The 21,407-nt window shown below is 76.5% G+C and carries 16 protein-coding genes; 5 read left to right on the plus strand and 11 right to left on the minus strand.

The features are described 5' to 3' along the window. The first annotated feature begins 110 nt into the window (after positions 1-110). Positions 111-1,223 (plus strand): non-hydrolyzing UDP-N-acetylglucosamine 2-epimerase, encoded by a 1,113-nt coding sequence (gene wecB, locus JOE68_RS25735; protein ID WP_204844863.1) that lies wholly within the window; start codon positions 111-113, stop codon positions 1,221-1,223. Here the strand turns inward: wecB and JOE68_RS25740 are convergent. Beyond that, positions 1,146-2,660: an FAD-dependent oxidoreductase gene (locus JOE68_RS25740; protein ID WP_346038771.1), complete on the minus strand. Its 1,515-nt coding sequence runs from the start codon at positions 2,658-2,660 to the stop codon at positions 1,146-1,148. The genes wecB and JOE68_RS25740 overlap by 78 nt on opposite strands. 9 nt (positions 2,661-2,669) lie before the next feature. Further along, entirely contained in the window at positions 2,670-3,470 is an 801-nt protein-coding gene (locus JOE68_RS25745) for a glycosyltransferase (RefSeq protein WP_204844864.1), read from the minus strand. Between the two features lie 402 nt (positions 3,471-3,872). Here JOE68_RS25745 and JOE68_RS25750 point away from each other — a divergent pair, with 402 nt between their 5' ends. From JOE68_RS25750 to rph, 4 genes are all read left to right on the plus strand, one after another. After that, positions 3,873-5,261, plus strand: a complete 1,389-nt coding sequence (locus JOE68_RS25750) for a sugar transferase (RefSeq protein WP_307819892.1) — start codon at positions 3,873-3,875, stop codon at positions 5,259-5,261. Further along, positions 5,243-6,679 (plus strand): putative glycoside hydrolase family 15 protein, encoded by a 1,437-nt coding sequence (locus JOE68_RS25755; protein ID WP_307819894.1) that lies wholly within the window; start codon positions 5,243-5,245, stop codon positions 6,677-6,679. Before JOE68_RS25750 ends, JOE68_RS25755 begins: the two co-directional genes overlap by 19 nt. Before the next feature lie 90 nt (positions 6,680-6,769). Then, positions 6,770-7,675 carry a prolyl aminopeptidase gene (pip, locus tag JOE68_RS25760; RefSeq protein ID WP_239564804.1) on the plus strand — a complete coding sequence of 302 codons (906 nt, stop codon included), beginning with the start codon at positions 6,770-6,772 and terminating at the stop codon, positions 7,673-7,675. A 169-nt stretch (positions 7,676-7,844) separates the two neighbouring features. Continuing rightward, the gene (gene rph / locus JOE68_RS25765; RefSeq protein WP_204844867.1) at positions 7,845-10,442 is read left to right on the plus strand and encodes a rifamycin-inactivating phosphotransferase; all 2,598 of its coding nucleotides are present in this window, start codon (positions 7,845-7,847) and stop codon (positions 10,440-10,442) included. A 40-nt stretch (positions 10,443-10,482) separates the two neighbouring features. On the opposite strand, the gene JOE68_RS25770 is transcribed toward rph, so the two are convergent. The 9 genes from JOE68_RS25770 to JOE68_RS25810 form a co-directional block, all read right to left on the minus strand. After that, positions 10,483-11,637 carry a glycosyltransferase family 4 protein gene (locus JOE68_RS25770; protein ID WP_204844868.1) on the minus strand — a complete coding sequence of 385 codons (1,155 nt, stop codon included), beginning with the start codon at positions 11,635-11,637 and terminating at the stop codon, positions 10,483-10,485. Then, a complete protein-coding gene (locus JOE68_RS25775; protein WP_204844869.1) occupies positions 11,634-12,722 on the minus strand; it encodes a glycosyltransferase in 1,089 nt (362 codons plus the stop codon). Before JOE68_RS25775 ends, JOE68_RS25770 begins: the two co-directional genes overlap by 4 nt. After that, the gene (locus tag JOE68_RS25780) at positions 12,719-14,125 is read right to left on the minus strand and encodes an oligosaccharide flippase family protein (protein WP_204844870.1); all 1,407 of its coding nucleotides are present in this window, start codon (positions 14,123-14,125) and stop codon (positions 12,719-12,721) included. The genes JOE68_RS25775 and JOE68_RS25780 overlap by 4 nt, the downstream gene beginning before the upstream one ends. Further along, positions 14,122-15,561: a glycosyltransferase 87 family protein gene (locus JOE68_RS25785; protein WP_307819895.1), complete on the minus strand. Its 1,440-nt coding sequence runs from the start codon at positions 15,559-15,561 to the stop codon at positions 14,122-14,124. Before JOE68_RS25785 ends, JOE68_RS25780 begins: the two co-directional genes overlap by 4 nt. Before the next feature lie 344 nt (positions 15,562-15,905). Further along, positions 15,906-16,988 (minus strand): hypothetical protein, encoded by a 1,083-nt coding sequence (locus JOE68_RS25790; protein ID WP_239562351.1) that lies wholly within the window; start codon positions 16,986-16,988, stop codon positions 15,906-15,908. After that, complete coding sequence (locus JOE68_RS25795; protein ID WP_239562352.1) at positions 16,985-18,049, minus strand: glycosyltransferase; 1,065 nt, start codon at positions 18,047-18,049, stop codon at positions 16,985-16,987. The genes JOE68_RS25790 and JOE68_RS25795 overlap by 4 nt, the downstream gene beginning before the upstream one ends. Continuing rightward, a complete protein-coding gene (locus JOE68_RS25800) occupies positions 18,024-19,202 on the minus strand; it encodes an O-antigen ligase family protein (RefSeq protein WP_204844871.1) in 1,179 nt (392 codons plus the stop codon). The genes JOE68_RS25795 and JOE68_RS25800 overlap by 26 nt, the downstream gene beginning before the upstream one ends. Further along, the gene (locus tag JOE68_RS25805; RefSeq protein ID WP_204844872.1) at positions 19,199-20,137 is read right to left on the minus strand and encodes a polysaccharide deacetylase family protein; all 939 of its coding nucleotides are present in this window, start codon (positions 20,135-20,137) and stop codon (positions 19,199-19,201) included. Before JOE68_RS25805 ends, JOE68_RS25800 begins: the two co-directional genes overlap by 4 nt. Further along, a complete protein-coding gene (locus JOE68_RS25810) occupies positions 20,134-20,964 on the minus strand; it encodes a hypothetical protein (RefSeq protein ID WP_307819897.1) in 831 nt (276 codons plus the stop codon). Before JOE68_RS25810 ends, JOE68_RS25805 begins: the two co-directional genes overlap by 4 nt. Between the last annotated feature and the right edge of the window lie 443 nt (positions 20,965-21,407).

A 21,407-nucleotide genomic window follows, 5' to 3' on the forward strand; every position in this document is an offset into this window, starting at 1 on the left:
CCGCCGGCCCGACACCTTCGTTCACTCGATCGACTGAGGCGCAACGGAAACCGGCCCCGCGGACCCTAGCGTGCGCACCGTTGGCGAAGCACCGGCCACCGAGGAGAACCGTGAACACCGTCACGCTGGTCTGCGGCACCCGCCCGGAACTGATCAAGCTCGCCCCGCTGGTCAGGCTGTTCGGGCCGCGCGCGGTCCTGGTCTACACCGGACAGCACTACGACCGCGCGATGTGCGAGCTGATCCGCCGGGACGTCCCGGAACCGGGCGCCTACCACGGTTTCGCGCTCGGCGGCGCCCGGCGCGGCGCGCAGCTCGGCCTGGCGGTGCAGGCCGTGGACGACGTCCTGACCGCGCACCGCACCTCCGCCGTCGTCGTGCAGGGCGACACGACCTCCGCGCTCGCCGGCGCGCTGGCCGCCAACGCGAACGACGTGCCGCTGGTGCACGTCGAGGCGGGCCTGCGCAGCTTCGACCGCGCGATGCCCGAGGAGCACAACCGGGTCGCCATCGACCACCTCGCCGACCTGTGCTGCGCTCCCACCGCGCTCAACGAGGGCAACCTGGTGGCGGAGCGGATCGACGCCGGCCGGATCGCCCTGACCGGCAACACGGTCGTGGAGGCGCTGGAGGCCGCGCTGCCCGGCCCCGAGGCCGAGGCCGCGGTGCTGTCCGCGCACGGCCTGCGCCGCGACGGCTACGCGGTCGCCACCCTCCACCGCCCCGAGAACGTCGACGACCCCGCCACCCTGGAGGTGGTCCTGCGCGAGATGGCCGCCCTGCCGCTGCCGGTCGTGCTGCCGCTGCACCCGCGCACGGCCAAGCGCGTGGCGGGCTTCGGCCTCGACCCGCTGCTGGCCGAGCTGCGCGCGGTCGAACCGATGGCCTACCCGGAGTTCCTGGCGCTGGCGGGCGGGGCCGCCGTCGTCGTGTCCGACTCCGGCGGCATCCAGGAGGAGGTCAGCGTCCTGAAGCGGCCCGTGGTCGTGGTGCGGCGCAGCACCGAGCGCCCCGAGATCGAGGGGACGTTCGGCACGCTGGTGCCGCCGGGCCCGGGGATCGGCGCGGCGGCGCGCAGGTGGCTGGACGACGTCGCCGGCCACCGCGCGCGCCTGGCCGCCATCCCGTCGCCCTACGGCACGGGCTCACCCTCGGTGCGGATCGCCGCCGCCCTGGAGGAGCTGGTCGGCGAGCGCTTCGCCGCCCCGGCGCTGGTCGGCTGAACCGCCGCGGGCCGCGTCGTCCAGCAGCGCGACGACGCGGTTCGCCAGGGCGACGCCGGAGTTCCAGCTCGTGACCGACGGGTAGACGTGCGCCGTCGTGGCCAGCAGCACCGGCGTGCCCGCGATCCGCACCGGGGGCTGCCGCGCCAGGTACCCCAAGGGGTACACCGGTTCCACGAACGGCGCCTTGAACACCCGCACGTCGTCCACGTCGGCCGAGGTGAGGTCCGGGTACAGCCCGACCAGCTGCTTGGTCCAGCGCGCCGCGATCCGCCCCTCGGGCTCGCGGTAGAGCGCGGACGCCCGGTCGGTGTAGCGCATCGCGTACACCAGGTGCCGCCCGGCGAACGTCCCGGCCAGCGCGGACATCTCGACGACGCCGTCGAAGTCGGTGCCCGAGCGCACGACGGGGGCCCAGTAGTGCCCGGTCAGCGGGCGCTTGAGGAAGAACAGCGCGTTCACCACGCCCTGGTAGGGCAGCTCCACGTCCGGCACCAGCCCGGCCAGGTCGCCGTCCGCGACCTGCCGCAGCACCGGCAGCGGCAGCGTCGAGATCACCCGGTCGGCCTCGGTGGTCGCGCCGTCGGCCGTGGTGGCCAGCGCCCGCCCCGCCCCGACGGTGAGCCGGTGGACCGGCGCGGAGGTCCGCACCACGCCGCCGGCGTCCTCGATGGACGAGCGCAGGGCGTCGATGACGGACTTGTAGCCCCCCTCGGGGTAGCCGCGCACCGAGACGTTGCTCTCGCGCCCCAGCCGCTGCCACAGGTACAGCGCGGGCACGTCGCCGAACGCCGCGCCGAACTTGGACCCGAACATCGGCGCGAGCAGCCGGTCCCACACCCGGTCGCCGTAGACCTCGCGCAGCCAGTCCTCGGTGCGCAGCCGGTCGAGGTCCCGGCCCCGGCCCAACCGCCGCAGCAGCAGCGACACCACGCCGAACCGCACCCGCTCGCGCAGCGTCAGCGGCGTGAACCGCAGCAGGTCGAGGGCCGAGTTGAACGGGTGGTGGCGGCGGTCGACGACCATGCCCATGCGGGTGCGCCGCCACCGCACGCCCTCGCGCAGGCCCAGTTCGCCCAGCAGCCCCAGCAGGTCGTCGTCGCTGGGCATGACGCAGTGGTAGAACCGCTCCACCCAGCCGTCGCGCCACGGGAAGAACGTGCCCAGCCCGCCGAGCTGGTCGCTGCCCTCCAGCAGGGTCACCCGCGCGCCCGCCCGGACCAGCCGGTGCGCGGCGGCCAGCCCGCAGATCCCGCCGCCGAGCACGGCCACCCGCAGCCCCGCCGGCCCCCGCCCGGCCCCCGGCCCCGAGGGGGCCGCCGGACCGCGCTCGCCACCCGCGTCCCCGCCGTCCGCCACCGACTTCGCCACCGCCTCCGCCGACGCCGCCGGCTCGGGTCGCCGCGCCGGCCACCCGCCCACCACCTCATCGCTCACGGTCGTCCCTCACAGCGGGCGGTAGGGGGCGGGGGCCAGGCGGTCGCGCACGAGCAGCTTCAGGTACTGCGCGATCGTCCGCCGCAGCTTGAGCTTGCTGGGCCCCCGCTTGCGGTCGTAGCGCAGCCGCAGCGGCACCTCCGCGATCACCGGGTGGCAGTGCCGCAGCTTGAGCAGCAGCTCCACCATGCACGCGAAGCCGCGCTCCTCGACCAGGCGCTCGCCCCAGTGGCCGGCCACCCGGTGCAGCAGGCTGACCCGGTAGGCGCGGAACCCGCTGGTGAAGTCGCGCACGCCGTCGACCCGCAGCACCCGCCGGAACAGCAGGGCCGCGCCGCGCGAGAGCAGCCGGCGGAACGCGGGCGCGGTGGCGTCGTCGCCGCCGGCCACGAACCGGGAGCAGATCACCACGTCCGCGCCCGCCGCGATCCGCTCGCGCAGCGCGGTGATCAGCGCGGGGTCGTGGGTGTCGTCGGCGTCCATCACCACCACGAGGTCGTCCTGCCCGGCCACCGCCAGCACGGCCCGCAGCCCGGACTGCACGGCCTGCCCGAGCCCGAGGTTCTCCGGGTGCCGCACCACGTGCACGTCCAGGTCGGACGCCTCGGCGGCCACGTCGGCGGTGCCGTCGGACGAGCCGTCGTCCACCACCCACACCGACACCCGCTCGGTGCGGGCCACCTCGGCGATCCGGCGCAGCAGCGGCGGCAGGGAGGCCGCTTCGTTGTAGGCGGGCAGCACCACGTGCGCCCGCCCGCCGGTGCGGGTCGCGCCCGCCCCGGCGGTCGCTTGTCGTTCGTCGACGGCCACTGGTCGACCCCATTTCCCTCGTCGCGGCTAAGCGGGCCAGAATTATTCGCTGGGAACTCGCGCCGGGTTCTCCGCACCCCGTGTTCCACGGACCCGGGATGGTGACCGGAAGCCGCTCAAGCCGCGCGCTTTGTCGCCGGGAAGGAGGTTCCGACCTCTCGAAGGAGTGAATAAGGACAGTCCTGTTCCGGCTTTTATGCAGTGAGTGATCAAAATGCTCGTTCGAGTGAACTCGGTCGGTTCACGGGTGCGGTGGTCCGAGAAGGCGCGGACCGCCGCCGGCCGGCCGCCGACCGGTGGGAAGGACGTCGACGGAATGTGGTGTGGCGTGGTGTTGGCGCGGCGGGGGCCGGGCAGCCGGGCGCCGCTGGCCGCCCGGACGGGCGGCGCGCGGTGAACCGGGTGGGCGCGGCGGCCCCGGCCTCGGCCCCGCCGGGCCGGCTGCGGCCCGAGGCGGGGCGCGACCTGCTCGGCCGGGTCAACGCGGTGGCGGTGCTGCTGGTCGTGGTCGACGTGGCGGCGTTCGCGGTGGCCGCGGCGGCGGTGGACCGGCGGTGGGCCTGCGCGGCGGCGGTCGTGCTGCTCGGCGTGCGGGCCTCCGCCCGGCTGTACCGGCGGCGGCTGTGGCTGTCCTGGCTGCACGAGCTGCCCCGCTCGGTGATCGCGACCGCGTCGGCGTTCGCCCTGGTCACCGGGGCAGGGCTGGTGCTGCGCACGCCGCCGGAGACGACGGCGCAGGTGCAGTGGGCCATCGTGAACTTCACCTTCTGGAGTGAACCGGCTCGCCTGTTCGTGTTCTCTTTCGGCCGCTGGGCCCGCCGGCGCTTCCACCGCTGCGACCGGACGGTGGTGGTCGGCGCGGGCCAGGTGGGCGCCGCCCTGGCCGCCGCCATGCTGCGGCACCCCGAGTACGGCCTGCGCCCGGTCGGGTTCGTCGACCCCGCGCCCGCGCTGGCGCCCGCGGCGCTGCCGGCGCCGCTGCTGGACGGCGGCCTGGCCGACGCCATCACCCGGTCGCGCGCGGGCACCGTCGTGCTGGCGTTCTCCCACGCCGCCGACTCGCCGCTGGTCACCGCGGCCGTCACCGCCCACCGGCTGGGCTGCTCGATCTACGTGGTGCCCCGCATGTACGAGCTGTGCCAGGACGGCCCCGACGTCGAGCGGCTGCGCAGCTTCCCGCTGGTGCGGCTGAGCAGCGCGCCGACCAGCAGGCCCAGCTGGTGGGTCAAGCGGGTGGCGGACGTGGTGCTGGCGGCGTTCGCGCTGGTCGCGCTCGCCCCGGTGATCGCGCTGTGCGCCCTGGCCGTGGTGCTGGAGAGCGGCCGGCCGGTGATCTTCCGGCAGGTCCGGGTCGGCATGGACGACCGCACCTTCGTGCTCTACAAGCTGCGCAGCGTCCGGATGACCGACCAGGACGACTCGCAGGTCCGCTGGTCCGTCGTCGGCGACCGCCGGGTGGGCCCGGTCGGGCGATTCCTGCGCCGCACCTCGCTGGACGAGTTGCCGCAGTTGTGGAACATCCTGAAAGGTGACATGTCGATTGTCGGGCCGCGCCCCGAACGACCGGGTTTCGTTCGCGAATTCTCGGCGGTGCACGACCTATACTGGGCCCGGCACCGGGTGCCGACCGGATTGACCGGCCTGGCCCAGGTGCACGGGTTGAGAGGGGACACCTCGATAGTGGACAGGTCCCGCTACGACAACTACTACATCGCCAATTGGTCGTTGTGGCTGGACGCGAGAATCCTGTTGCTGACGGTGGGTGAGCTGTTGTGCCGAAGGAACCGCTGATCCGTGACCGCACCAGGCGCGTGCTCGCCGGGGCGTGCGCCATCACACTGCTCCTGGCCGGCTCGGCGGTGCTGCCGAGCTCGGCCGGCAACCAGGCGCCCCCGCTGGCCGCGGACCCGGCCGGGCCGCCGGGCGGGGGCGAGGCGCCGGGCCGCGGCGACCCGCCCGGCGAGGACGGGCTCAAGCCGCCGCCCAAGCCGCTGGCCCCGTGCGCGTGGTGGTACGGCATCGGCGACACGCCGTCCTACGTGGACCTCAAGTTCGCCGCGGAGCACTACGCCGTGGTGGTGCTCAACGCCACCGAGACGACCGCGCTGCGGCGGCTGCGCAAGCTCAACCCGAAGATCAAGGTGCTGGTGTACAAGGACTTCTCCAGCACCCGCAACTACCCCGGCGCGGTCATCGGCGGCAAGGACGCGCCGCTGCTGCCCACCGGGATCGGCTACTACGCCGCCGAGCAGCGCGACAAGGACTGGTTCGCCGTCGACCGGGCCGACCGGCGCATCGAGTGGACGGTCTACCCGCAGCACTGGCAGATGGCGGTGTGGGACGAGGGCTACCAGCGGGCGTGGGCCGAGGCGGTGACCGCCGAGGTGGTCCGCGAGGGCTGGGACGGGGTGTTCGCCGACAACGACTTCAGCTCGCTGCGGTTCTACTCCTCGGCCGTGCTCAAGGGCACCGCCGACGCCGACGCCACCGACCGCCTCATCCGCGAGGGCCTCGACCGCTTCCTGGAGGTGGCGGGCGAATCGCTGCACAAGCACGGGAAGATGCTGATCCCCAACGTGTCGGAGTCGCAGCTGACACCGGGCCGGTGGTCGGCCCACTCCCGGTACGACGGCGCGATGGAGGAGAACTTCGGCCTGCGCGACAGCGGCGACGGCGCGCTGATCACCTTCAAGGGCAACGAGTTCAAGGAGCTGCGGGCGCAGGCGGCGCTGGGGGAGTCGTGGCTGCTGCTGGTCACCCACACCCAGGGCGAGCGCGAGGAGCGCGTCGGCTACGCCACCGCCGCGCTGCTGGCCGGCCCGCGCACCTGCTGGAACGGCTCGACCACCAAGGACTACCGCAACCCCGACTGGTCGCGCTACCAGGACGCGGGCCTGGGCGAGGCCGTGGAGGCGGCCGACCACCTGGCCGACGGCGTGTGGACGCGGCAGTTCACCCACGGCTGGGTGGCCGTCAACCCGACCGGCAAGGCGGCCCGCGTGACCCCGCCGCCCGGCCTGACCACGATCGACGGCGAGGCCGTCGCCGAGTCCCTCGACCTGGCCGGCGCCGACGCCCTGGTCCTGGTCAAGCCCACGACCGCCGCGGCGGCGACGGCCGCCCCCGCCACCCCGACCACGACGAGCACCCCGACCAGGACCGCCACGCCCCCGCCCGGTCCGGTGCTGCCCACCGCGGCGATCCGCTGAGGAAACCCGGTTGCCCGGTCCGGTCCCGGCGCTAGGGTCGGGGCCGTGGCCGACACCCTGCACCCCCCGATCGAGCCCCACGACCGGGGGATGCTCGACGTGGGCGACGGCAACCTCGTGTACTGGGAGGTCTGCGGCGCGCCGGAGGGCAAGCCCGCGCTGGTCGTCCACGGCGGTCCCGGTTCGGGCTGCACCCCGGCGCACCGCAGGCTGTTCGACCCGAGCCGCTACCGCGTGGTCCTGTTCGACCAGCGCGGCTGCGGGCGCAGCACGCCCCGCGCCGGCGACCCGGCCACCGACCTGGCCCACAACACGACCGAGCACCTCGTCGCGGACGTGGAGCGCCTGCGCGAGCACCTCGGCGTCGAGCGGTGGCTGCTCTCCGGCGCGTCGTGGGGCTCGACGCTGCTGCTGGCCTACGCCGAGCGCCACCCGGAGCGCGTGTCGGAGATCGTGATCACGGCCGTCACGACCACCCGCCGGTCGGAGATCGACTGGCTGTACCGGGGCCTGGCGCGGTTCTTCCCGGCCGAGTGGGCGGCGTTCCGGGCCGGCGTGCCCGACGCCGACCTGCTGCCCGGCTACCGCCGGGCGCTGGCCGACCCGGACCCGGACGTGCGCGCGCGAGCCGCCCTCGCCTGGCACGCCTGGGAGGACGCGACGATCTCCCTGGACCGCGCCGCCACCGCCCCGCCCTACAGCGCCCGCCCCCTGCCCGCGATGCTCGACCGCGCCCGGCTGTGCGCGCACTACTTCAGCGAGGGCGCGTTCCTGCCGGAGGGCGTCCTCCTGCGCGAGGCCGGGCGGCTGGCCGGCATCCCCGGCGTCCTGCTGCACGGCCGCCTGGACCTGGGCTCACCCCTCGACACCGCCTGGGAGCTCGCCCGGGCCTGGCCCGACGCGGAGCTGGTGGTCTTCGAGGACTCCGGGCACAGCGGCACCCGGGCGATGACGGCCCGCAAGCGCGCAGCCCTCGACCGGTTCGCCCGCGGGTGACGGGCGGCCCGAGGGCGGAAAAAGACGAAGGCAAGGAGGTTGCCCACTCCTTGCCACTGTCAACTTATAGCAGGCAGGGGGTCTTGCGGCAAGACCCGGTCCGTGCCGCAGAATCTCCGGCCGCAGCCGGACCAGCCGGCTGGACGGGGTGGACGGAGAGGGTGAGCGGATGGGCAGCCACGTGCTCGACCTGCGGGAGGTCGACCGGGGGCAGGTCGCCGTCGTCGGCGGCAAGGGCGCGCACCTGGGGGAGCTGGCGCGGATCGACGGCGTCCGCGTGCCGGCCGGGTTCTGCGTGACGACCGACGCCTTCCGGCGGGTCGTGGCGGACGCGCCGGCGGTCGGCGGGCTGCTGGACCGGCTGTCGCGCCTGGACCCGGGCGACCGGGAGGCGATCCGCGCGCGCGGCGCGGAGCTCCGGCGGGTCGTCGAGGGGCTCGTCGTGCCCGACGACGTGGCGGCGGAGGTCACCGGCGCCCTCGCCCGGCTCGGCGAGCGGACCGCCTGCGCGGTCCGGTCGAGCGCGACGGCGGAGGACCTGCCGACGGCCTCCTTCGCGGGCCAGCAGGACACGTACCTCAACATCGAGGGGCCCGCGGCGGTGCTCCGGCACATCAGCCGGTGCTGGGCCTCGCTGTTCACCGAGCGGGCCGTGACCTACCGGCTGCGCAACGGCTTCGACCACCGCAAGGTCCACATGGCCGTGGTCGTGCAGCGGATGGTCTTCCCGCACGCGGCCGGCGTCCTGTTCACGGCGGACCCCGTCACGTCCAACCGGAGGGTCGCCTCGGTGGAGGCCGGCTACGGCCTCGGTGAGGCCCTGGTCTCCGGCCTGGTCGACCCCGACACCTACCGGGTGCGCGACGACGAGGTCGTCGCCAGGGCGGTGGCGGTCAAGGCGTTCGCCCTGCACGCCGCGCCGGGAGGGGGGACGCGGGAGCGGGCGGTCGAGCCCGGGCGGCAGCGGCGGCCGGCGCTGACCGACGCGCAGGTCGTGCGGCTGGTGCGGCTCGGCCGGCGGGTCGAGGCGCACTTCGGCCGCCCCCAGGACATCGAGTGGTGCCTGGACGACGAGGGCTTCCACGTCGTCCAGAGCCGGCCCGTCACCACCCTGTTCCCCGTCCCCGAGGCCGACGACGGGGAGAACCACGTCTACCTCTCCGTCGGCCACCAGCAGATGATGACCGACCCGATGAAGCCGCTGGGGCTGTCGCTGTGGCAGCTGACGACGCCCCGGCCCATGGCCGAGGCCGGCGGTCGCCTGTTCGCCGACGCCACCCGGCTGCTGGCCTCGCCCGCGAGCCGCGCCGGTTTCCTGGCGGTCGTGGAGAAGTCCGACCCGCTGACCGGGGACGCGCTGCGGACCGTCCTCGACCGCGACGGCTTCCTGCCGCCCGTCCCGGACGACGGCCCCGTCGAGCAGGTCGCCGGCGCCGAACCGGCTGTGATCGAGACCGACCCGGCCCTCGTCACCGAGCTGGTCGAGCACGGCGAGGCGTCCATCGCCGCGCTGGAACGCGACATCCGGGGCAGGTCCGGGGTGGAGCTGCTGGACTTCGTCCTGGCGGACGTCCAGGAGCTCAAGCGGGTCCTGTTCGACCCGCGCGGCCACCAGGTGATCGTGGCGGCGATGCAGGCGACGTGGTGGCTCAACGAGCACCTGCACGAGTGGCTGGGCGAGAAGAACGCGGCCGACGCGCTCACGCTGTCCGTGCCGCACAACGTCACCGCGGAGATGGGGCTGGCGCTGCTCGACGTCGCGGACGCGATCCGCCCGCACCCGGAGGTCGTCGCCTTCCTGCGCGAGGTCGAGGACGACGGCTTCCTCGACGAGCTGCCCGGCCTCCCGGGCGGGCAGGAGGCGCACGACGCCCTGCGGTCCTACCTGGACCGCTACGGGATGCGCTGCGTCGGCGAGATCGACATCACCCGGCCGCGCTGGGCCGAGCGCCCCACCACCCTGCTGCCCATGCTCCTGACCGACATCGGGAACTTCGAGCCGGGCGCCGGCAGGCGCCGCTTCGAGCAGGGGCTGCAGGAGGCGCGGCAGAAGGAGCAGGAGGTGCTGGAGCGCCTGCGGGCCCTGCCGGACGGGGAGGGCAAGGCCGCGGAGACCAAGCGGATGATCGACCGCGTCCGGGCGTTCACCGGGTACCGGGAGTACCCGAAGTACGGCATGGTCTGCCGCTACTTCGTCTACAAGAAGGCGCTGCTGGCCGAGGCCCGGCGCCTGGTGCGGGCCGGCGTGCTCGCCGAGGAGGAGGACGTCTTCTTCCTGCGGTTGTCGGAACTGCGCGACGTCGTGCTCGCGAACCGGGTCGACCGGCAGCTCGTCCGCCGGCGCAAGGAGGAGTTCGAGTCCTACCGGGCGCTCACGCCGCCCCGCGTGCTCACCTCCGACGGCGAGACCGTCACCGGGTCCTACCGGCGCGAGGACCTGCCCGCCGGCGCGCTGGCCGGCCTGCCGGTCTCCGGCGGGACCGTCGAGGGGCGGGCCCGCGTCGTCCCGGACGTGGCGGAGGCCGACCTCGAACCGGGCGACATCCTGGTCACGGCCTGCACCGACCCCAGCTGGTCGCCCCTGTTCGTCGCGATCGCGGGCCTGGTGACGGAGGTCGGGGGCCAGATGACCCACGGCGCGGTGATCGCGCGGGAGTACGGCCTGCCGGCCGTCGTCGGGGTGGAGCACGCCACGCGCCTGATCCGGGACGGGCAGCGGATCCGCGTGCACGGGACCGACGGGTACGTCGAGATCCTGTCCTCGTGACCGACCGGGCCCCCGTCGCGCGCTGGCGGGCCGGCGCGCCTCACGCCACCAGTTCCCGGTAGAGCGCCAGGTGCCGCCGCGCGCACACGTCCGGGGCGAACCGGGCGTGCGCGCGTTCGGCCAGCGCCCGGCCGGTGCGCCCCGGGTCGGGGTCGGCGAACAGGGCGGCCAGCCGGTCCGCCAGCGCCGCCGCGTCACCGGGCGCCGCGAGGCAGGCCGGCTCGGCGAGCATGTCGGCCACCCCGCCCGTGTCGGTGGCCACCACCGGCTTGCCCGCCGCCATCGCCTCGGCGACCACCAGCGGCTGCTGCTCCATGCTGGAGGGCAGCACCAGCGCGTCGTGCCGGCGCAGCTGCTCGGGCACGTCGGTGCGGTAGCCGAGGAAGTCGACCCGGCCCGGCAGGTCGCGCCGGGCGCGCAGTTCGGCGGCCACGCGCTGCGGCCCGTCGCCGATCACGGTCAGCGAGGCGTCCGGGGGCATCACGCCGGGCCGCGCCAGGGCGTCGAGCAGCGTCAGCAACCCCTTGCGCTCCACCAGGAGGCCCACGAACACCAGCCTGCGCACCGGCCCGTCCGGCGGGCAGGGCTCGGGCAGGCGCACGCAGTTGTCGATGTGCGTCACCCGGTGCGCGGGCACCCGCAGCCGCCGCACCAGGAACTCGCCCATCGACGGCGCGGGCACGACCGTCCGGTGCACGAAGCGCGCCACGCCCGCGTCCGCGGCCAGCACGGTCCGGGTGTACCCCGACGGGACCGGCGCGCCCCGCCCGCCCCGGAACCACTCCTCGCGCACGTCATCGGGCACGCCGTGGTAGGTCTGCACCACCCTGGGCCGGGGGCGCCGCGCGCCGGACGACCCCGCGCCGAACAGTCCCGGACCGAGCAGCCCCGGACCGAGCAGCCCCGGACCGAGCAGCCCCGCGCCCACCAGGCCCGACCGGCGGTCCTGCGCGTGCACGACGTCGGGCCGCCAGGCGCGCACCACCTCCCGCGCCCGCCGACCCGCCCGCAGGTCGCCCTTGCGCGCCACCGAGACCTCCTCGTGGTGCCCGGCGACCAGCTCCGCGCCGCGGGCAGGCGTCGGCCCGAACACCCGGACGTCGACCTCGCCGGACGCGATCAGCGCGGCCGCCAGCCGAACCGTGACGTCGACCGGCCCTCCCCGGTCCTGCGTCAGCAGGTAGGCCACCCTCACCGCGGCCCTCCCGCCAGCTTCTCCACCAGGTTCGCGACCTGGTCGCCGACCCGCCCGACGTCGAACAGCAGCTCGGCCCGCTCCCGGCCGGCCAGGCCCTCGCCCGCGGCGAGCACCGGGTCCGCGAGCCGCGCCGCGACCGCCCGCGCCAGCGCCCGCACGTCGCCCGGCTCCACCACCGCGCCCGCCTCGCCCACGCTCTGCCGCACGCCGCCGACGTCGAACGCCACCACCGCCCGCCCGCTGGCCATGGCCTCCAGCGGCACCAGCGCCATCCCCTCGGCCCGGGACGGCAGCACCACCACGTCGGCGGCGGTGTAGAAGTCGGCGACCGCCGTGTCGTGGCCCCACCAGCGCACCGACTCGTGGTCGCCGATCTCCCGCCACCGGTCCCGCATCGGCCCGTCGCCCACCAGCACCAGCTGCGCGTCCGGCACCGCCGCCACGACCGAGGGCCAGGCCGCCAGCAGCTGGTCCTGCCCCTTGAGCGGCGCCAGCCGCCCGATGCACACCGCCGTCGGGACGTCCGGCAGGCCCAGCCGGCGGCGCGCGGCGACCCGGCTGCGCGGGCGCAGCGCCTCGGTGTCCACGCCGTTGCACACCACCTCGGCGGCCGTCCTGATCCCGATGGCGCGCCCGGAGGCCAGCTCGTCGTCGCTGACGCACACCAGCTGGTGCGTCCACCGGGACGCCAGGCGCTCCCACAGCGCCGACAGCCGCCCCATCGGGCCGTCCGCGCACTCGAACGCCCACATGTGCGGCTGGAAGACCGTGGGCCGCCGGCCGCGCAGCACGAGCCGTCCCGCGAGACCCGCCTTGGAGCTGTGCAGGTGCACGGCGTCCGGGTCGAGCGCGTCGATGATCCTCTTCAGCCGCAGCGCCTCCGCCACCGTGCTCGGGCCGGGGGAGCGGGTGGCGGGCCAGTCGTGCACGCCGACGCCCGTGCCCGCCAACCGGTCCGCCAGCCACCCCGCCGGGCACACCACGTCCACGGTCCAGCCGCGCCGGCGCTGCCCCACGACGAGCTGCCGGACCACCGCGCCCACCCCGCCGGTCACCGGCCGGGTCACGTGCACAACCTTCATCGACGCACCTCTCGCAGTTCGCGGATCGCGCGGCGGTCGACGGCCAGCGCCGCCGCCGCGTAACCGAGCACCAGGACCAGCCCCTCGCCGAGCGCGCCCGGCAGGGTGGGGCCGAACAACCCCCCGAACAGGCGCGCCACCGCCAGGCAGCTCAGCGCGCCCACCGCGACGCAGCCCACCGCCCGCCCCAGCCCGGGCGGCGCGAGGCCGTCGCGCGCCAGCACCCACCAGGCCGGTAGGACCAGCGCCCAGACCACCGCGAGCTGGGCGGCGGCGACCGCCACCACGCCGTGCCGGGTGACCACCGCGAGCGCCGCCACGAGCGCCACCAGGTGGGTCAGCTCCAGCGCGAGGTAGCGCCGGGCCCGCCCGGCGGCCCGGATCACCTGGTACCACAGGTGCAGCAGGCCGAAGCCGAGGCCGTAGCCGCACAGCAGCACCAGCGGGACGGCCGCCGGCGCCCACCGCTGCCCGAACAGCACCACGCGGTCGGCCAGCGCCGCCGTCACGGTGTAGAGGCCGCCGGTCACGACCAGCGCCGCGTGCGTGAACCGGGCGTTGGCGGCCGGCAGCCCGGCCCGGTCGCCCTCGCGGATCAGCTTGGCGCACAACGGGAACACCACCCCGCCGAGCACCACCGCGACCAGGATGTAGGGCACCCAGGCGATCCGGTAGGCCAGCGAGTAGACGCCCACCGCCTCGGTGCCCAGCACGTGCCCGACGGCGAGGTAGTCGACGTTCACCAGCAGCACCGCCACCAGCGCGCCCGGCCCCACCACCGCGATCCACCGGGCCGCCTCCGCCGCCGCGCCCGCGTCCCACACCGGCCGCACCCGCACGCCCGCCACCACCCCGAGCACCGGCTGCGCGACGGCCGTGCACAGCAACCCGACCACCAGCGCGTGCGGGCCGGAACCCAGCACCGCCAACACGATCGTCACCACCGCGCCGAGCACGGCGCTGCCCGCGTCGGGCAGCAACCGCCGCCGGAAGTCCAGGTCCCGGTGCATCAGGCCCAGCTGCACGCCGCCCGCCGCCGTGAACGGCAGGCCGGCCGCCGCCAGCGCGACGAGCGGCGCGACGCCGGGCGCGCCCACGGCGGCGGCGACCCGGCCGGCCGCCGCGCCCAGCAGCACGGCCAGGGCGGTCCCCGCGCCGACGCTGAGCACCAGCAGCGTGCCCGCCACCCGGCGCGGGTCCAGCGCGGTCCGGCTGATCACGTCGTAGACGCCCATGGACTGCACGACCTGGCCGATGTTCACCACCGACACGGTCAGCGCGACCAGCCCGAGCCCCTCCTCGGTGAGGAACGCGGCCAGCACCAGCGTGACGGCCATCTGGCTGCCCTTGCCGACCACGTTGGCCAGGAACAGCCACAGCGAACCGCGGACCGCACCGGTCACGACGGTTCGGCGGTGGCGCGCCCGCGCCGTCGGGCGTGCACGACCAGCGCCACCCACGCGAGCACCAGCGCGACCCCGTCCACCGTCACGCTCGCCCGCGAACCCACCAGGTCGCGCACCGCCGCGTCGACGAAGTGCAGGTGCGCGAACGGCACCAGCAGCGCCACCACCGCGACCCCCGGCCACGCCCGCGGGTCCCGCCACCACGACACCGCGGCCAGGGCCAGCGCCGGCACGGCGATCAGCACGTCGCCGGGCTGGTGCACCACCGCCACCACGACGGCGGCGCACGTCAGCAGGTCCGCGACCGGCGACCGGCCGGCCCGGTCCAGCCGCCGGACCAGCACCGCGCTGACCGCCAGGACGGCCACCAGGGCGAACGCCTCCGCGCCGGGCGGCAGCCAACCGGTGAGCCGGAAGAAGACCGCGGCCACGTCGACGCGTTGCGCGGTCAGGGAGTCGACCGCGCCGTAGTGGGTCGCCGAGGCGTGCTCCAGGTTCGCCCGGACCACGTCGAGGAACGCGCCCACGCCACCGCCGCCGACGATCACCGGCGCCACCACGGCCAGGCTGGCGACCGCCGCGACGGCCGTGCCGCCCAGCGCCACCTTCCACGAGCCGCGCGCGAGCAGCAGCACCGCCAGCGGCAGCCCGAACTGCGGCTTGAGCCACGCCAGCGCCAGGGCCAGCGCCGCCCACCGGGGGTGGCTGGTGCGCGCCAGCAGCGCGCCCGCCGCGCCGACGGCGACCAGCGGGTTGACCTGGCCCACGTAGAGCTGCGCCTTGCCGACCTGGCTGGTGACCAGCAGCGCGCCGACCACGGCGGCGGCGGGCAGCAGCGGCGCCCGCAGGCGCCCGGCCGCCAGCACCGCCAGGAACACCAGCAGCAGCAACGAGACCACCGCGAACGCCACCGCGCCGAGCCGGTAGCCCGGCAGCGCGAACGGCGAGTGCAGCACCAGGTGGTAGGGCTGGTACAGGTTGAAGTTCTGCCGCACCGGCCAGTGCGCGAACATCGCGGCCGGGTCGTACGGGTTGCCGCCGGCCAGGAACTCGCGGATCGGGAAGTACAGCGCGTCGCGGAAGTCCTGCATCCGCTCCTCGGGCAGGTTCGCCGCCGTGGGCAGCGGGACCTCCCACGACGGCCGCAACGCCCGCCACGCGCCGACCGCGCCGACGACCGCCGCCATGAACGCGACGACCCCCTGCCCGCCACGACCGGCCCACCACCGCCCGCGCGGCCGGGGCGCCCGCTGCGGCTCCTCGGCCACCCGCACGGCGACCTCGCCGCCCGCCGCCGCGCCCCCGGCCCGGCCTTCGCCCGCCCCCGCGCCGACCGGCTCCCCGACCGCCCCCGCGCCGGCCCGCTCATCGCCCGTCAGGTCGCCAGGACCACCGGACCGGCTGCCGCGCACCGGGTCGTGGCCGCCCGCCACGTCGACCCCACCGGCCCGATCCTCGCCCGTCCCGTTCCCGCCCGTCCCGTTCCCGGCCGTGCCGTTGCCGGCTGTGCCGTTTTCGGCTGTTTTGCCGCCCGTCCCGTTCCCGGCCGTGCCACCGCCGGCCGTTCCGTTCCCGCTCGTTCCGTTCCCGCTCGTTCCGTTTTCGGCTGTTCCGTTTTCGGCTGCGCCACCGCTGACCGTTCCGCGCCCGGCTGTCCCGTTCCCGGCCGCCAAGTCGGCGGGTGGCTGGTCGCCGTCGGCCGGGAGGCCACCGCGCACCGAGCCACCGCCGGCCCGCACCGCCCCGTCCTCCGACCGGTCCTGCCGGATCTCCCGCGTCATACCAGCACCACCGCCACCACCGCCGTGCCGGCCGGCAGCGCGCCGACCACGCTCGCCAACCCGTCCTGCCGCCGGCCGGCCGGGGCCACGGCGATCAGCGCCTCGCCGGCGCCGGGCCCGGTCGCCCCGTCCGGCAACCGCCCCGCCAGCGCCTCCGCCCGCCCGACCAGGTCCGGCGCCACCGCCACGACCCGCGCAGGGCGCGTCGCCGCGGCGCAGAGCACCGCCAGCCGCGCCACGACGTCGGGGTCGTCGTCGCGCACCACGGCCACCGGGTGCGCCACGCCCGCCGCGGACAGCGCCGCCCGCACCCCGTCCACCACGCGGGTCCGCCGCAGGCGGACCGCCACCGCCGCCGCCGCGGCGGCGACCACCGCCGCCGCGAGCGCCAGCCCGAGCGCCAGCGGCCAGTCCGGCGCGACCCGGATCACCTCGGCCCGGTCCAGCACCCGCAGCTTCGCCGCCGGCGCGAGCAGGTCGGTCTCCACCACGGCCTTCGCCACCGCCGTCGCCTCCCGGCTCGCCTGCTGGGCCGACGGCGCCCGCACGGACACCCGCGCCAGCCCCGACGCGGGCACCAGCTCCACCGACACCCGGTCCGCCGCCGTCCCGGCCCGCGCCAGCACGGAGGGGCTGCGCGCCACCTCCACCAGGGCCGGCAGCGACAGCGCGACCACCTCGCCGTACTGGGGCGCGTCGGGGACGGGCCCCGCGAGCAGGCTCACCCGCCCCTGGTGCTGCTCACCCCTGAGGACCACCGCGAGCAGCACCAGCGCCCCCACCAGCAGCCCCGCGCCCGCGCACCCGCCGACCGCCCGCCACCGCACCGCCGCCCGCGCCACCCGGGCCCGCGCCACCCGGGCCCGCACCGCGGACCACGCCCCCCGCGCCCGCGCCGCCGACCTCCCCGACCACGTCCCCCGCGGCTCCACCGCCGGTCCCCCCTCCCGCGACCGCACCGCCGGCCCCTCCGCGCGCGCCCGCGCCGCCGACCTCTCCGCCGGCCTCTCCACCCGCGGCTTCACCGCCGACTTCCGCGCCCGCGACTTCACCGCGGACCTCCCCGCCTGGGACTTCACCGCCGACCTCCCCACCCGCGCAGCAGCTCGTCGTAGGACCGCATCAGCGCCCGCGGGTCGTGCGAGCGGGCCACCGACGCCCGCCCGGCCGCGGCCTCCGCCGCCCGCCGGGCGGGGTCGAACAGCAGCGCCCGCAACGCCTCCGCCGTCGCCGCCGGGTCGCGCCGGGGCACCACGACCCCGCCGCCGCCGGCCAGCGCCTCGCCGACGCCGTCCACGTCGGTGGCCACCACGGGCCGCCCGGCGGCCAGCGACTCCAGCACCGCGACCGGCATCCCCTCCCAGTCGCTGGTCAGCACGGTCACGTCGGCCGCCGCCAGCAGGTCCGGCGCGTCGGGCCGGTTGCCCAGGAACCGCACGCCCGGCAGCCGCGCCGCCCGCTGCCGCAGCGGCCCCGCCAGCGAGCCGTCGCCGGCCAGCCACAGCTCCGCGCCGCCGCCGAGCAGTGCCCACGCGTCCAGCAGCACGTCGTGCCGCTTCTGCGGCTCCACCCGGGCCAGGCACAGCGCCACCGGCACGGCCGGGTCCGCGCCCAGCGCCGCCCGCACGGTCGCCCGGTCGACCCGGGGCTCCTGCGGGAACACGGCGTTGGGGATGACCACCGGGTCCGGGGCGAGGCCGGCCTCCCGCAGCCGGGCCGCGGTCGCCTCCGCGACGGTCACCACCGCGCCCGAGGTCCGCCGCAGGATGCGCGCCGCGCCGGCGTAGTCGTCGTCGGCCACCCCGTGGAACACCGTCAGCAGCGGCACCCGCCGGGGCAGCAGCGCCAGCCGCGCGACCATGCTCGCGGACACGTTGTGCGCCAGCACGACCTCGGGCCGGAACCGGCGCACCGCCGACCGGGCCGCGGCCGTCGCCCGCAGGACGCCGGCCGCCCTGCGCCGGGCCACCGGCACCGCGAACGTGGGCACGCCCTGCCCGCGCAGCGCGTCCGCCCGGTGCCCGCCGCCGCTCGCGACGGCGGTCTGCCAGCCGAACTCGCCGCCTGCCCGGGCCATCCCGGCGACCAGGGCCTCGGCACCGCCGGTGCCCATCTCACTGATGACGTGCAGCACGCGCATCGGTTCCCCTTCGACGCAGATCGGCCGCGGCGACGACCGCGACCAGGGACCACAACGGCAGGTAGTACTGCTGGGACAGGAAGGTCGACGCCACCGCGACGGCGACCAGCGAGGCTTGCACCGCCGCCATCGGCCGCCGCGCGCCCGAGCGCAGCACCCGCTCGGAGGCCACCGCGGCGACCGCCAGCAGCCCCGCGAACAGCCCGAAGCCCGGCAGTCCCAGCTCGGCCGCCACTTCGAGGTACATGTTGTGCGCCACCGGGGTCTGCTCGTCGACCTCGGCGTCGTGCGAGGCGGCGGCGTACCCGCCGCGGAACCCGCCCGGCCCGACGCCGAGCACCGGGTGCTCGGCCACCATCCGCGCCGCGGCCTGCCACCGCAGCTCGCGGGTGTCCACGTTGGTCCCGGCAATGTGGGTCTTCTCCTGCACCGCCCGGTCCAGCGCCGGCCCGGCCAGCAGCAGCACGCCGCCGCCCAGCGCCAGCACCGCCGCGACGCCGACCGCCGCGGCCCGCACCGGCAGCGCGCGCCGCGCCACCAGCCACGCCAGGGCGGCGGCCAGCGCCAGGGCGCCGCCCCGGGAGAACGTCGCCGCCGCGCCCGCGACGAGCACCAGCGCGGCCGCGGCCAGGCCGAGCGCGCGCAGCCGGGAGGCGCCCGCGCCGGCCAGCGCGACCAGCAGGGGCAGCGCGGCGACCAGGAAGTAGGCCAGGTCGTTCGGGTCCTCCAGCGGCCCGGTGGCGCGCGTGCGGCCCTCGGCGACGAGGCTGTGCAGCGCTCCCAGCGCGGCCACCACCGCGCCCGCCACGGCCGACCAGAGCAGCGCCGGGAGGGGCACCTCGCGGGAGGCCACGTCCACCAGGACCACCGTGACGACCAGGAACGGCAGCCACCGCAGCAGGTAGTCCACCGCGTACGGCCCGCCCGCGTGCAGCGCCGCGGAGGCCAGCAGCACCACCAGCAGCAGCGCGAGCACCGCGTGCACCGGGTGCGGCGCGGGCGCCCGCCGTTCGCGCAACCGCGCCACCAGCCACACGGCGGTCAGCAGGGCCGGCGCGACCTTCGCGAGCTGCCCGTGCACCTGGAGCAGGTAGCCCTCCACCGGGGCCAGCGCGACGGTCGCGCACGCGAGCGCGCGCAGGGTCCGCGTCATCCCGCGCGGTCCAGCTTTCGCGCGCCCCGCAGGACCCCTTCCAGGCGGGCGACGTGCTCGCCGGTGCCCACCACGTCGAAGTGCCGCCGCAGCGCCGCGAGCACCCAGCCCAGCAGCTCGACCTTGCGCGCGGCCGGGACGCCCATGCCGGGGAAGAACTCCATGCCCGGCGCCTCCGCCGCGCCCAGCACGTCGGTCGGGTGCAGCAGCAGCGACGGCGACACCCCGCGCGCCCGGCACAGCAGCAGCGCCGCGCGGAAGTGGGCGCGCGCCAGCGCGGGGGAGACCTGGTGCAGCTGCAGCAGGTACGACCCGTGGATGGGCACGCGCAGCAGCGGCATCGTCGTCACCGGCAGCTCGACCAGGCCGTTGGCCCAGCGGTGGGCGCGGTTGGGCGCGAACACCCGGCCGAACCCGCCGAACAGCTCGTCGCTGTCCTCTGTGGAGGGTGCGGAGCGGTTGTGGTAGAAGCGGGCCAGGGGGCCGATCCAGGTCGGCAGGGTGCTCGCGTCGTAGCGGTAGCCGCGCTCGGCCAGCACGGCCAGCAGGTCGGGCGTCACGCTGTAGCCGGGGCCGCGGAACCCGACCGGGCGCGGCGCGCCGGCGGCGGTGATCGCGTCCTCGGTCCGCGCCACCTCGGCCGCGACCTCGGCGCGCGAGTAGCGGTGCAGCCAGGGCTCGTGGCCGAAGGAGTGGTTGGCGACCTCGTGCCCGGCGGCGGTGATCGCGGCGACGGCCGCCGCGCCGTCGTCGCGCACGGCGTCCGCGCCGACCACGAACACCGTCGTGGTCAGGCCGTGCTCGCCGAACACCTCCAGCAGCCGGGGCGTCGCGACGGGCAGGAAGCTGGGCATCCGCTCCCACCCGGGATCGCCGTGGGTCTTCAGGTACGCCCAGAGGTTGTCCAGGTCGAGCGAGACGCTGGCGACGGTCACGCCGCCTCCTGGCGCGCGGTGACCGGCGCGGGGGCCGACCGCGAGGCGAAACCCAGGGCCAGCACGCCGAGCACGACGAGCGCGACGCCGACCGCGACCCACCAGCCCCGGCCGGGCGCGACCCGGTCGCCCAGCGCCAGGACGCCGACCGCCGAGGTGACCACGACCGTCACCGAGTCCATGGTCGCGACCGCCGAGGTGGCCGAGCCCCGCTGCAGCGCGGCGGCCATGCCGGCCTGCCCGACCAGCGCCGCGGCCACCATCAGCCACGTCAGGGGGTAGTGGGGCAGGTCGAGCAGCGGCTCGTCGGCCAGCGACCGGCCGGCGATCGCGACGACGGCGTAGGCCAGGCCGGCCGCGACGGCGACCGGCACGGCGCCCCGGGCCCCGCGCGTCACCGCGAGCACCGCGACCAGCGGCGCGCCGAGCACCAGCAGCCCGGTCCCGACGGGGATCTCCTCGGCCACCGACGGGGTCGACGCGCCGGCCAGCAGCAGCAGGCCCAGCGCCATCACCACCAGCACGGCGACCTCCAGCGACCGGACCCGCCACCCCAGGGCGAGCACCCCGAAGAGGGTGGCCACGCCGACCGCGCACGACGAGCCCGCCTGCACCAGGTACAGCGGCAGCTCGGCGCGGGCGAGGAAGGCCAGCGCGAACCCGCCGACCTGGCCCGCGAACCCGACCAGGTAGAGCCGGTCGGCGGCCAGCCGGGCGAGCAGCCGCAGCCCCCGGCCCGGCTCGGCGCGGCGGGCGGCGACGGTCTGCGCCACGATGCCCAGCGCGTACATCGCCGTGGCCGCAGCGAGTGCGAGGTAACCGGGCACGCAACAACTCCTGGGAGAGGCGGGGTCGACGTGCGGCAGCGTAGGACCGGCGAATTCGCGTCCTGATCGGGCGATATTCCAATTACTCGAATGAGTGAAGAATGCTGATCCGGCACAGCACGGCGTCACCGCCCGGGGCCTGCTCGGGCGACGGCGGCCGGTGCGCGCGCCCGTCGGGCGCCCCCCGCTCACCGCGCCCGGAAGCGGGGCCGGAAGCGGACCGGGAGTGGGCCGGGAGCGGGGCCTGAAGCGGACCGGGAATGAAGCCGGGAATGGGGCCGGGAGCGGGCCCGGGGTCGTGCCGCGGTCGTCCGGGACCGCCCGACACCCGCGTGGCACGGATCCGGGCCGCAGTCCTGCGGTCCGGGTGGGACGATGCGCGGCCGGTCAACGGCCGTGCGCTGCGGTTCAAGGAGGCCGGCCGCCGGTTTGCTGGACTGGGC

Source organism: Saccharothrix algeriensis, from assembly GCF_016907655.1.
GTDB classification, from domain to species: Bacteria; Actinomycetota; Actinomycetes; order Mycobacteriales; family Pseudonocardiaceae; genus Actinosynnema; species Actinosynnema algeriense.